10 protein-coding genes are annotated in these 11,721 nt (G+C 62.5%); 3 read left to right on the plus strand and 7 right to left on the minus strand.

Annotated features, from left to right (window positions below; all coding sequences use genetic code 11):
* Window positions 1–434 precede the first annotated feature (434 nt).
* The 3 genes from eutC to eat are packed head-to-tail and all read right to left on the minus strand — an operon-like array spanning window position 435 to window position 4,060.
* On the minus strand, window positions 435–1,253 hold the full coding sequence (gene eutC / locus QWI20_RS03800) for an ethanolamine ammonia-lyase subunit EutC (RefSeq protein WP_369304242.1): 819 nt from the start codon (window positions 1,251–1,253) through the stop codon (window positions 435–437).
* Window positions 1,254–1,288: 35 nt separating this feature from the next.
* Entirely contained in the window at window positions 1,289–2,680 is a 1,392-nt protein-coding gene (locus tag QWI20_RS03805; RefSeq protein ID WP_369304243.1) for an ethanolamine ammonia-lyase subunit EutB, read from the minus strand.
* A 27-nt stretch (window positions 2,681–2,707) separates the two neighbouring features.
* Window positions 2,708–4,060, minus strand: a complete 1,353-nt coding sequence (eat, locus tag QWI20_RS03810) for an ethanolamine permease (protein WP_369304245.1) — start codon at window positions 4,058–4,060, stop codon at window positions 2,708–2,710.
* Window positions 4,061–4,548: 488 nt separating this feature from the next.
* Between eat and QWI20_RS03815 the strand changes: the two genes are divergently transcribed.
* Window positions 4,549–5,625, plus strand: coding sequence for an AraC family transcriptional regulator (locus tag QWI20_RS03815; protein WP_369304246.1), 1,077 nt, complete (start codon window positions 4,549–4,551; stop codon window positions 5,623–5,625).
* A gap of 68 nt (window positions 5,626–5,693) precedes the next feature.
* On the opposite strand, the gene QWI20_RS03820 is transcribed toward QWI20_RS03815, so the two are convergent.
* The 4 genes from QWI20_RS03820 to QWI20_RS03835 all read right to left on the minus strand — a co-directional run bounded on the left by QWI20_RS03820 (window position 5,694) and on the right by QWI20_RS03835 (window position 9,262).
* The gene (locus tag QWI20_RS03820) at window positions 5,694–6,149 is read right to left on the minus strand and encodes a hypothetical protein (RefSeq protein WP_369304247.1); all 456 of its coding nucleotides are present in this window, start codon (window positions 6,147–6,149) and stop codon (window positions 5,694–5,696) included.
* Window positions 6,133–6,780 carry a DUF6036 family nucleotidyltransferase gene (locus QWI20_RS03825; protein ID WP_369304248.1) on the minus strand — a complete coding sequence of 216 codons (648 nt, stop codon included), beginning with the start codon at window positions 6,778–6,780 and terminating at the stop codon, window positions 6,133–6,135. Before QWI20_RS03825 ends, QWI20_RS03820 begins: the two co-directional genes overlap by 17 nt.
* A 157-nt stretch (window positions 6,781–6,937) precedes the next feature.
* On the minus strand, window positions 6,938–8,887 hold the full coding sequence (locus tag QWI20_RS03830) for a hypothetical protein (RefSeq protein WP_369304249.1): 1,950 nt from the start codon (window positions 8,885–8,887) through the stop codon (window positions 6,938–6,940).
* A gap of 111 nt (window positions 8,888–8,998) precedes the next feature.
* On the minus strand, window positions 8,999–9,262 hold the full coding sequence (locus QWI20_RS03835; RefSeq protein ID WP_369304250.1) for a DUF2790 domain-containing protein: 264 nt from the start codon (window positions 9,260–9,262) through the stop codon (window positions 8,999–9,001).
* Window positions 9,263–9,565: 303 nt separating this feature from the next.
* Here QWI20_RS03835 and QWI20_RS03840 point away from each other — a divergent pair, with 303 nt between their 5' ends.
* Together QWI20_RS03840 and QWI20_RS03845 are read left to right on the plus strand one after the other, a co-directional pair.
* The gene (locus QWI20_RS03840) at window positions 9,566–10,306 is read left to right on the plus strand and encodes a response regulator (RefSeq protein ID WP_122534429.1); all 741 of its coding nucleotides are present in this window, start codon (window positions 9,566–9,568) and stop codon (window positions 10,304–10,306) included.
* Entirely contained in the window at window positions 10,303–11,643 is a 1,341-nt protein-coding gene (locus QWI20_RS03845; RefSeq protein ID WP_369304251.1) for an ATP-binding protein, read from the plus strand. Before QWI20_RS03840 ends, QWI20_RS03845 begins: the two co-directional genes overlap by 4 nt.
* The last annotated feature ends 78 nt before the right edge of the window (window positions 11,644–11,721 follow it).

Below are 11,721 nucleotides of genomic sequence, written 5' to 3' on the forward strand. Positions count from 1 at the left end.
CGGTCCCACTAAAAGCACCGCGTGCCTCCAGTCAAGCTGGCTGTCACCTAAAATGTGGGACCGGCTTTAGCCGGGAAAGCGGTGCCTCTGCCGGTGGATATGCAGCGGATGCACGGGCCTCTTCGTGAGCAAGCTCACTCCCACACGTTCTGCAGGATGGCTCAGATACAGGGTCGAACACGATTCTGTGGGAGCGAGCTTGCTCGCGAAGGCTGCGTCTCTGTCGGTAGAGATTCAGCGGATGCACTGGCCTCTTCCCGGCTGAAGCCGGTCCTACTAAAAGCACCGCGTGCCTCCAGTCAAACTGGCTGTCACCTAAAATGTGGGACCGGCTTTAGCCGGGAAGGCGTCAAAGAACACACCGAATATTCAAGCCGTGCACAAGCTGACGCGGAGCGTCACGGGAGGCATGTCCACGCAGAGCGTGGGCACGATCAAGGTCCCAGCAGAAAATTCCCCGGCCGGCTGCCCTCGCCCGCTTCCAGCACCGGCACTTGCGCATCGTCCTTCAAACTCACGCCGGACAATTGCCGGCGCCAGGCCTCGCGCATCAGGTACAGCAACTTGTGCGCCGCCATCGCGTAACTCATGCCTTCAAGGCGCACGTTGGAAATGCAGTTGCGCGCAGCGTCGTTCAGGCCCACCCGCGGTGCGTACGTAAAGTACAGGCCGAGGCTGTCCGGCGAGCTGAGGCCCGGCCGTTCACCGATCAGAATCACCACCATGCGCGCCTTGAGCAGTGCGCCGATTTCATCGGCAACGGCGACGCGTCCCTGTTCCACCAGCACCACCGGCGCCAGGCTCCAGCCTTCCGCCGCTGCCATTTCGTCGATGCGTTCCAGCATCGCCGGGCTGTGGCGTTGCACCGCCAACGCAGACAAGCCGTCTGCGACCACCAGCGCCAGATCAAATCCTTCAGGATGCGCAGACGCGTGGTCCTTCAGTTGGGCAGCCGACGCCTCTGACAAACGCCGCCCCAGATCAGGCCGTTGCAGATACGTATGGCGGTCAGTTGCCGAGCTCTGCAGGGTCAGCGTTTCGCGGGACCGGCCGGCCAGTTGCTCGGCCAGCGCCCCGTGATCGAAGGCCAGGTGCACGGCGTCGCGGGCCTGGGCGTGGGCGAACTGGAAATCCAGCTGCGCCGCCGTCGGCAGGCTGGTGCCCGCATGCCCGAGGGCGATTCGCGCCGAGGTCAGCGAGCGCAACTGCTGCCAGGCATCGGCGTGTGCGGGTGATTTCTTGTCATCGCTCATGGCTCAAGCCCTTATCTGAACTGCTGATCAAGCGACTAATTCAACTGCGCCAGCGCCTTGCGGAACAGCGGCGGCACGCCCTGCCCCAGCCGCACGCCGCCGTCGTCCTGACGCAGGATGTCCATGCGCGTCAGCCATTCCTCGAACTCCGGCGCCGGACGCAGGCCGATGGTCTTGCGCGCATACAAAGCGTCGTGAAACGAGGTGGTCTGGTAGTTGAGCATCACGTCGTCGGACCCCGGGATGCCCATGATGAAATTGATTCCCGCGACGCCGAGCAAGGTCAGCAGCACGTCCATGTCGTCCTGATCGGCTTCGGCATGGTTGGTGTAGCAGATGTCGCAGCCCATGGGCACGCCAAGCAGCTTGCCGCAGAAGTGATCTTCAAGCCCCGCGCGAATGATCTGCTTGCCGTTGTACAGGTATTCCGGGCCGATAAAGCCGACCACGGTGTTGACCAGAAACGGATTGAAGTGCCGCGCGACGGCGTAGGCCCGGGCCTCGCAGGTCTGTTGATCGACACCGTGGTGCGCGTTGGCCGACAAAGCGCTGCCCTGGCCGGTTTCGAAGTACATCAGGTTGTCGCCCAGCGGCCCGCGCTTCAGGCTCAGACCGGCTTCGTAGCCTTCGCGAAGGATTTCCAGGCTGATGCCGAACCCGCTGTTGGCCGCTTCGGTGCCGGCGATGGACTGGAACACCAGATCCAGCGGCATGCCCTTTTCGATGGCCGCCACTGACGAGGTGACGTGGGTCAGCACACAGGACTGGGTAGGAATTTCGTAATGACGAATGACGCCGTCGAGCATCTTCAGCAGTTCGCTGATGGCGCTGACGCTGTCGGTGGCCGGGTTGATGCCGATCATGGCGTCGCCGTTGCCGTACAGCAGACCGTCGAGCACGCTGGCGGCGATGCCAGCCGGGTCATCGGTGGGGTGATTGGGTTGCAGCCGGGTCGACATGCGTCCGCGCAGGCCGACGGTGTTGCGAAAGCGGGTGACGACACGAATCTTCTGCGCCACCAGCACCAGATCCTGCACGCGCATGATCTTCGACACCGCCGCCGCCATCTCCGGGGTCAACCCCGGCGCCAGGGCCTTGAGGCTGGCCTCGGTGGCGTCGTCCCCCAGCAGCCAGTCGCGAAAGCCGCCGACCGTGAGATGGCTGACCGGAGCAAAGGCGGCGCGGTCATGGCTGTCGACGATCAAGCGGGTGACTTCATCTTCTTCGTAGGGAATCAGCGCTTCGGTGAGAAATCGCTTGAGCGGCACGTCGGCCAGGGCCATTTGCGCCGCCGCACGTTCGGCATCGCTGCTGGCGGCGACTTCTGCGAGAAAGTCACCGGAGCGTGCGGGGCTGGCCTTAGCCATGAGTTCCCGCAGGCTGTCGAAGCGCCAGACCATGCCACCGATGCTGTGGGAAAAGCTCATGCACACCTCTTTATTCGAACCGCGTGATTAACCGGCGACCGCGACCGCCGCACTGCGCCCGCGGACCATTTTGCAGAACAGCGCGCCCACGGCCATCAGGCAGATGAATATGGCGCAGATCAGCAGGTTGAACCAGACCATGGCGACCAAACACACCACCGCCAGCACCAGGGCAATGCCCGGCACGATCGGGTAACCCGGGGCGCGGAAGCTGCGCTCAAGGTGCGGTTCGCTGCGGCGCAACTTGAACAGGCTGAGCATGCTGATGATGTACATCACGATAGCGCCAAACACCGACATGGTGATCATCGCCGCGGTCAGCGTCATGCCCTGCAGGTTGATCACGCCGTCGCTGAGGATCGCAATGATGCCGATCACACCGCCCGCGAGGATGGCGCGGTGGGGGGTCTGGAAGCGCGACAGTTTGGCCAGGCTCGGCGGCAGAAAGCCCGCCCGGGCCAGGGCGAAGAACTGCCGCGAGTAACCGAGGATGATGCCGTGGAAACTCGCCACCAGACCGAACAGGCCGATCCACACCAGCATGTGCATCCAGTTGGAGTTGCCGCCGACCACCGCTTTCATCGCCTGGGGCAACGGGTCATTGATGTTCGCCAGCGTACGCCAGTCGCCCACGCCACCGGCGAAGATCATCACGCCAATCGCCAGCACCACCAACGTCAGGATGCCGCCCACGTAAGCGCGCGGAATGGTGCGTTTCGGGTCCTTGGCTTCTTCGGCCGCCATGGCTGCGCCCTCGATGGCGAGGAAGAACCAGATGGCAAACGGGATCGCCGCGAACATGCCGCTGATGGCCGGCAGGCCGAAGGTGTCGGAACCGGCCCAGCCGCCCAGGACGAAATTGCTGAAGCTGAAGCCCGGCGCGACAACGCCCATGAACACCAGCAGTTCAGCGACCGCCAGAATGGTGACCACCAGTTCGAAGGTCGCTGCGATGCTCACGCCCAGGATGTTCAGGGTCATGAACACGAAATACGCGCCGATGGCCGCGACCCTTGGATCAAGGGAGGGGAATTGGACGTTGAGGTAGGCGCCAATCGCCATGGCGATGGCCGGCGGGGCGAAGACGAACTCGATCAGCGTCGCCAGCCCGGCGATCATCCCGCCAGTCACGCCGAAGGCACGCAGGCTGTAGGCAAACGGCCCGCCCGCGTTGGGTATCGCGGTGGTCAGCTCGGTGAAACTGAATATGAAGCAGGTGTACATCACCGCGACCATCAGCGTGGTCACCAGAAAGCCCAGCGTCCCGGCGGTGCCCCAGCCGTAACTCCAGCCGAAGTATTCGCCGGAGATCACCAGGCCGACGGCCAGTCCCCACAAATGCAGGGTTCCCAAGGTCGGTTTGAGTTGTGATGCAGTCATGAGTGTGTACCCCGGTAGCCAGGCGACGGTATTTGTCTGACGTCGAGCATAGTCATAGGCGACAGGCCAAGGCTTGACCGTACGGCGCGCGGTCTGTCGCCTGCGGTCAAGTTTTCCGGGTATCTGCCGGGGGTGCGCCACGCTGGCGCGTAAAAACGGCCCGGTGCTTTATTGGGGGTCACGCAATGCCCGAGTTTGCTGACCGCAGTGGCACCAGACTTCCCAACAGCTTGGGCAGCAGATGAGTCGTCGAGTAGCACCGGTGCCCATGTAGGAGTGACCGGGGTGGCGCTCCACCTTGCTCGCGAAGAGGTCGGTACATTCGCCGAGTATGCAGCGGCTGGAATGCAGTCTTCGCGAGCAAGGTGGAGCGCTACCCCGGTCCCTCCCACAGGACCGTTGATTTCCCCCGACGATGCATGCGGCTGACACAAGGTATGACATTTGCTTGCACACTTTGCCTACACACCGTAAGAGCCCTCACCCCCATGCTCCAGACCCTCGTACCCGCCGCCGCATCGAACGCGCCCGCCGCCAGCAATCGCGGCGTGCTGTCGGCTGCAGCCAACGGGCTCGATGGCTTCATCGTGCAGCACGGCGGTGATCTGGACCGGGTGTTCGGCCGCTCCGGCATCGACCCCGAGCAGCTGCTGCACCCGACCCTGAGCCTGCCGCTGACCAACTACTGCAAAGTGCTGGAAGAAGCCGCGAGCCAGACCGGCTGCGACAATTTCGGCCTGCGTTACGGCCAGCAATTCCGGCCCCAAGCGCTGGGCCTGCTGGGCTACATTGGCCTGTGCTCGGCAACGCTGGAAGACGCCCTGATCAATTTCTCCGCCGCCTTCCCGTTCCATCAGCACAGCACGCTGATCGAACTGGTCGATCAAGGCAAGTGCTACCGTTTCGATTACCAGGTGCGCCACGGCGCGATCAACGAACGCCGCCAGGACGCCGAGCTGACCATGGGCATGGCGTTGAACCTGGTGCGCCATGTACTTGGCCCGGACTGGGCACCTCGGCAAGTGGCCTTCGAACACGCCCAACCCCAGGGCTGGCACGAACACCGCGACGTGTTCCGCGCTGACGTGCGTTTTGGGCAGAGCTGCAATTCACTGCTGATCCCCAAGCGCGATGTCGTGGGCAAAGCCATGCCCGGCAGCGACCCGATTCTGCTGATGCTGATCAAGGACGCGATCCGCCAGCTGGGCGATAACGGCAGCAGCACAGGCAACGGTCCCGAGGCTACGCTCCTCGACCGCGCCCGCCAGGCCATCCTCGCCACCCTGCACCTGGGCGAACCGGCACTGGACGACATCGCTCACGCCCTCGGTTTGTCCGAATGGACCCTGCAGCGCAAACTGCGCGAACAGGGCATCAGCTTCACGCAGCTGGTCGACCAGATCCGCCAGGACTCGGCCCTGAATCACCTGAAACAGCAGAACCTCAGCATCACCCAACTCGCCTCGCTGCTCGGCTACTCGGAAACCAGCGCCTTCTCACGGGCGTTCAAACGATGGTTTGGGGTGAGTCCGAAGCAGTGGCGTGGTGGGGATTGCCGGGTTTAAAAAGTCATTGTCCGGATTCTCGCCCCCGGCTGAAAGCCGGATTTCAGCGGTGATAAACCAAATGTCGGTTATCTGAAAGCCGAGTTACGTCCCGCTGCGTAATGCCGCGTCTGATACGGCAGCAGGGTCTGCACTTTCAACCCTAACCCCTCGCTAAGTCCCCACGACACTGCAAGCTCGTCCCGACGGTCACGCAGGCGAGTCTCCGCTATTTGCTGGTCGTCGCCCTGACGCGGAAAACGCTGCATCAGCAAACTCAGCGCGTGCAAGGTCTCGCGCACCCGCTCGTCAGTCGCACAGGGGAACCGGGTCAGCTTTTCCAGAAGGTACCCCACTCGGCGCGCCGCCAGCTCGCCAGGATTGCTGGCGAGAAATCTGCGCAATTCTGACTCCATGCTCGAGTGCTCATACCAGACCTCCTGAGCCAGACTCACCAACGCGCAATCATCGGCCTGACTTAGCGGTTGATCAGCGAGTCTGGCCATCGCTTCGGAAAGTAAGTGGCGCTCAGCCGGGCTGTCCATCGGCGGTCTCCAGGTAGTCCTGCAAAATATTGGTGAGGATGGATGTGGGAGGTTCGTGATTGCCAACATAGCAATCAATGGCCTGCAGGGCCAAACGCTCAAACTCGGCAGCAAGGATGAAGCCGGTACGCAACAGGGCGAAGATATCGCTGACGTCCTGCTCAGTCCCGCGTCCGAGCTTGGAAATAGCAAGATCGACCGGCGACGCTATCAGAACTCGCAATGGCGACAGCGGCCCGAAGGAATCAAGCGGCACTCCGCGTTCCAGATAGTCCTCATGCAATGGGCCCAATCCAGACGTGAAGTTGAGGTCGTAAGACAATTCCACCACTCGACCGCTTTGCTCATCCACGAATGTCTGGGGGACTGCCGCCAGCATAGTCTGTAAATCCAGGCTCGAAGGCAGCTCCGACGCAAAGAATTCTGCATCGACATCACTGGAAACCCGATGACTTGTATACAGATGCACCGCGCACCCACCAAAGATAACGACGGTAAGCGCCGCAGGCGGGGCCTTCTCACAAGTCAGTTCGCTCTCAACCAACTTGAACATGGCCACCAATGCTCTTCCCAACGCGGTCTCGCAATTAAGGATGGCAGGCCGTACATCATAAGCAGCGTTCTTGTTCACGGTTCGTCCCTGGATCGCTAAAAGGTCGATCAGAAATTTACCGATGAATAAGCTGGTACGAAGTCAGCGTGGATCGTCCCTGTGTGTAGGAGCCGCCGGAAATAAGGGAAGGCAGTCCCGCTTAAAACGGATCGTTACCGAGAGAGTTGTCCGCCCCCTACTTACGCCCCAAATCCTGCAACCAGTCATTCATGTTTCCCGGCAGCAGCAGTTCGTGCCGGGCGCGGGAGCTGGCGGTGTAGAGCAGTGAGCACACGCTGGCCAGTGAATGCGTCGAGCCCTCACGAGGTGGGCGCATGAGGTCGCGGGAGAGCAGCACCGAGTCGAATTCCTGATTCTTCACGTCTTCGACTTTCGCCAGTTTGAGAATGGCGGCCGGGTCGTTGCAGAAACGCTGGGTCGTCTCGACGAAGTCCTGCAGGCGGTTGCCCTGGCCGAGCCACTCGTGCATCGCTTTGAATTCGTGACTGCCGCCCATGGCCGAGGCCAGGGCGTCCCAGTAAGCGAAGCGGAAGATCAGCCGGTGCTGCGGGCGCAGGTCTTCGCGGTAGAGCAGGTCCAGGCCTTTGACGAACAGCGTGAGGTTTTCGAGGGTGCGTGGCGGCATTTGAAAACGCGCGCCGGCTTCGGTCAGGCGCTTGAACCAGGCAAACAGGCCCCATTCGTTGGCGACCAGAATCGTCGTGGGTTTTTCTGGAATCGGCATGACGCCGTGGCCGATGATCCGCGTCGGGTGGGGCGCGCGACCGACGAAACCTTCCTTTATGTCGCTGGGGTGCAACTGAATCATCGGGTTGAGCACGTCGGCCATTTGCTTGCCGGCGCGGATCGACTGGGTCATGAAACGCTGGCGAATAAAGCCGCCGTGGCGCGGGGTCTTGCCGCTGAGCTGCTGGAATTCGTCGCCCAACGTAATGACCGCCTGAGGACTGCGATCGAGGATCTGCACCATCGGCGCCGTCAGTTCATGGCTCTCGTCGATGATGATGTGGCTGTAGTTCTCGGGGATCACTTTGTTGGTCAGCGCCAGAAACTTGATCCGGTGGCTGTTGCGGATCGGCAGACGAATCTGCGGCGCCGACGGCCTGACCGTTTCGCGCCAGAGCAGGCGGCTGTATTCCAGCAGCAGGGCGATGTCCGCCTGACTCGCCGCGTGGCCCAACGACGGCAAGTGCCGCGCTTCGATATTGGCCAGCGGCGACAGGCTGAAACTGTGCACGGTGCTGCGGCAGACCCGCGCCACATCACGGGGCTGCAGCTTGCCCACCGCTTGCAGGTTCAGCCATTGCGCCACTTGCCGGTCATCGACCAGCGAGCTGGCGCCGGTGCGCTGAATGTCGGTGTTGCGCCAGCCGCGCGCCGTCATGTCGCGGTTAAGCAGCAGGTTGGCCATGTGGCCGAAGGTGCACGCATTGATCCGCGCGTCGGGGTTGGCCTGACGCACCCGCGCCTGAAGCGCGCTCACCTGACCCGGAAAGGTCGCCATGAGCAAGGTCTTTTCCGGGACCAGGACCTCAAAGAACTTCGCCAGCAGGTAGGTCTTGCCCACCCCGGCATAGGCCTGCAGGTGGAACGACTCTTCGTTGCAGACCTTGAACTCGTCGAAGATCCGGCTCTGCTGATCACTCAGACGCAGGACATCGCCGGACGGCATCACGACCTCGCGTGTCAGGGGTTCGAGTTTGGCGCGATGGCGCAGGCCGAAACCGAAGTCCCACTGCCCTTCCCCGTCGAGGTAATCCTGCTGCTCGATATCAGCGTCTTCGAGAAGACTGACGCCGGCAACTTCAAGCACCGAGAGCCCAGCGGCCATATGGTCGGCGGTGAACCTGCCACGCACCAGATCGGCAAAACGCCCGCCGGCTTCTTCAACGGAATCGGCCGCGCGCAGGACATCATCGAGCATGCGTTCGAGCTGTTCGACGGCGGTGTTTTGCGCGACCAGCGCGTTGAGATTGAGCAGCAGCATCAGCGCGGCGAGTTGCGGCCGGCCCGCCTGCTTCAGGAAATCGTCCAGCGATTCGCCAGCGGCCAGGCCCTTGCACACCTCTTCGGTCAGGGGCAAAAACAGGGATGGCGGTGGCGCGAAGGTAGCGGGTGATCTCATTGCGGGCGTCAGGTCCTGAGCGGCGCGTGGGCGCGGGCAGTCAAAAAGGAGCACAGCTTACTCCTGCCGCCCGATCACCGCCCACTTGCGTGTCGCCGTTACCTGCCAGCCTCAGTTGTCCTGCGGGCAGTTCTGGGCAACGGTTTCGTAGTTCAGGGTCCGTTGCTGACCCTGGGAATCGAGGTAGCGCAGGTGGGCGTTGACCACGCCGCAGGTCGGGGTTGAGTCGACTTCGGTGGACAGGGCCTTGGCGATGTCCAGGTGATCGCCGTACATGTAAGTGTGCGCTTGGGCAACGGGCTGGGCTTGTGCGGTCAGAGCGCCGAGGCTCAGGGCGGCAAACAGAGTGGCGATGCTGAGGTTCTTCCAGTTCATGGTGTTCTCCGGTATTCAAAGGGTCATTCGGTTGGGGTTCGAGGCGGTGTGTGTCTGTCGTCTCGATGGGTCCCATTGAACGCCCCGCAGGTATCTCGCTTGTGTCGCGAACCGCCGGAAAATCATCCTTACGTGTCAGAGCGCGCTGCAGATACACAGCGATACATTCGCGCCGAAAAACCTGCCTTTTGCATGCGCATGTATGCCCGGCAGCGCCAGATACAGTGGAATACAAACCCCGGCAGGCAAGTCACGCGCGACTGGTTAAGATGCGCCACACACATGAATACGGGAGCTGCGGCAATGGAGCACGTCGATCACATTCTGATTGTCGATGACGATCGCGAGATTCGAGAGCTGGTGGGCAACTACCTGAAGAAGAACGGCCTGCGCACCACGGTGGTGGCGGATGGCAGGCAGATGCGTTCGTTTCTGGAATCGACGCCCGTCGACCTGATCGTGCTCGACATCATGATGCCGGGCGACGACGGCCTGTTGCTGTGCCGCGAGCTGCGCACCGGCAAACACAAGACCACGCCCGTGCTGATGCTCACCGCCCGCAGCGACGAAACCGACCGCATCATCGGCCTGGAAATGGGCGCCGACGACTACTTGGTGAAACCCTTCGCCGCCCGGGAATTGCTCGCGCGGATCAACGCCGTGCTGCGCCGCACCCGCATGCTGCCGCCGAACCTGATCGTCACCGAAGCCGGGCGTTTGCTGGCCTTCGGCAAATGGAAGCTGGACACCACCGCCCGCCACCTGCTCGACGCCCAAGGCACGGTCGTTACGCTCAGCGGCGCGGAATACCGCCTGCTGCGCACCTTCCTCGATCACCCGCAGCGGGTCTTGAGCCGCGATCAACTGCTGAACCTGACCCAGGGCCGCGACGCCGATCTGTTCGACCGCTCCATCGACTTGCTGGTCAGCCGCTTGCGTCAGCGCCTGGCCGACGACGCCCGCGACCCGGCCTACATCAAGACCGTGCGCAACGAGGGTTACGTGTTCACTTACGCCGTGGAAATTCTCGGGGAAAGCCCATGAAGCTGAGCTTCGGATGGCCGCGCACCCTGGCGTCACAGCTTTCGTTGATTTTTCTGATCAGCCTGGTGCTGGCCCACGGGTTGTCGTTCGGCCTGCAATTCTATGAGCGCTATGAAAGCGCGATGACCACGATGCTCGGCAATATGGAGCGCGACCTCAGCATCACGGTCGCCGTGCTCGAGCGCCTGCCGGCCGACGAACGTCAGGCCTGGCTGCCACGCCTCGAACACCCGACCTACGGCTACATCCTCGGTGCCGGCCAGACCGGGACGCCGGTGGACATGGACAAGGCGCCGATGTCAGTGCATTCGATGCAGGACAGCCTGGGTCACGATTACGAACTGACGTTCAATAACATTGCCGACAGCCGCCCCCACTATCAGGCGCATCTGACTCTGAAGGACGGCAACCCGCTGACGATCGACGTGCGCCCGCAGATCACGCCGCTGTCGCCCTGGCTGCCGTTGTTGTTGATCGGCCAACTCGTGCTGCTGTTTGTCTGCACCTGGCTGGCCGTACGCACGGCCATTCGTCCGCTGACGCGCCTGTCCCACGCCGTCGACAACCTCGACCCGAACGGCGAAGGCATCCGGCTGGATGAAAACGGCCCGACCGAAGTGGCGTTTGCTGCCGTGGCGTTCAACACCATGCAGCAACGGATTTCCACCTACGTGAAAGAGCGCATGCAACTGCTGGCGGCGATCTCCCACGACCTGCAAACCCCGATCACCCGCATGAAACTGCGCGCCGAGTTCATGGACGATGGTGTCGAGAAAGACAAACTCTGGAGCGATTTGAGCGAGATGCAGCACCTGGTCCAGGAAGGCGTCGCGTACGCGCGCAGCATGGACACCTCGACCGAGTTAGCGCGGCGCGTGGACATGGATTCATTCCTCGACAGCATGGTGTTCGACTACCAGGACGTCGGCCGCGACGTGCAGTTGAACGGCAAGACCGGCGCCATCATCGACACCCGCCCCCACGCCCTGCGCCGGGTACTGGTCAACCTGACCGACAACGCGTTGAAGTTCGGTGGAGCGGCGGAGATTCAGGTCATAGCCCACGCCGACCAGAGCCTGTCGCTGCACGTGCTCGACCGCGGGCCGGGGATTGCCGAAGGGGAATTGTCGGAAGTGATCAAACCCTTCTACCGCGTCGAAAGCTCGCGCAACCGCGACACCGGCGGCACCGGGCTGGGCCTGGCGATCGCGCAGCAATTGACGATTGCATTGGGCGGCACGTTGAGCCTCACCAACCGCGAAGGGGGCGGGTTGTGCGCGCAATTGAAGCTGCCCGCGCGGGTAGCGACGAGGGCGTTGAAGATCACGGATTTTTAGCAAGCTTGATCGTCCCCACGCCCCGCGTCACTTCTCCAGGCTTGAGTGCGCAGCGTCTGCGGGACGCAGGGCGTGGGG

The organism is Pseudomonas sp. W2-17 (assembly GCF_041060445.1).
Lineage (GTDB): Bacteria > Pseudomonadota > Gammaproteobacteria > Pseudomonadales > Pseudomonadaceae > Aquipseudomonas.

Bases quoted from the DNA above. Each gene is read 5' to 3' on its own strand.
- QWI20_RS03830 (WP_369304249.1), bottom strand. From the start codon at position 8,887: ATGAGATCACCCGCTACCTTCGCGCCACCGCCATCCCTGTTTTTGCCC.
- QWI20_RS03845 (WP_369304251.1), top strand. From the start codon at position 10,303: ATGAAGCTGAGCTTCGGATGGCCGCGCACCCTGGCGTCACAGCTTTCG.
- QWI20_RS03835 (WP_369304250.1), bottom strand. From the start codon at position 9,262: ATGAACTGGAAGAACCTCAGCATCGCCACTCTGTTTGCCGCCCTGAGC.
- QWI20_RS03815 (WP_369304246.1), top strand. From the start codon at position 4,549: ATGCTCCAGACCCTCGTACCCGCCGCCGCATCGAACGCGCCCGCCGCC.
- QWI20_RS03820 (WP_369304247.1), bottom strand. From the start codon at position 6,149: ATGGACAGCCCGGCTGAGCGCCACTTACTTTCCGAAGCGATGGCCAGA.
- eat (WP_369304245.1), bottom strand. From the start codon at position 4,060: ATGACTGCATCACAACTCAAACCGACCTTGGGAACCCTGCATTTGTGG.
- QWI20_RS03840 (WP_122534429.1), top strand. From the start codon at position 9,566: ATGGAGCACGTCGATCACATTCTGATTGTCGATGACGATCGCGAGATT.
- QWI20_RS03805 (WP_369304243.1), bottom strand. From the start codon at position 2,680: ATGAGCTTTTCCCACAGCATCGGTGGCATGGTCTGGCGCTTCGACAGC.
- eutC (WP_369304242.1), bottom strand. From the start codon at position 1,253: ATGAGCGATGACAAGAAATCACCCGCACACGCCGATGCCTGGCAGCAG.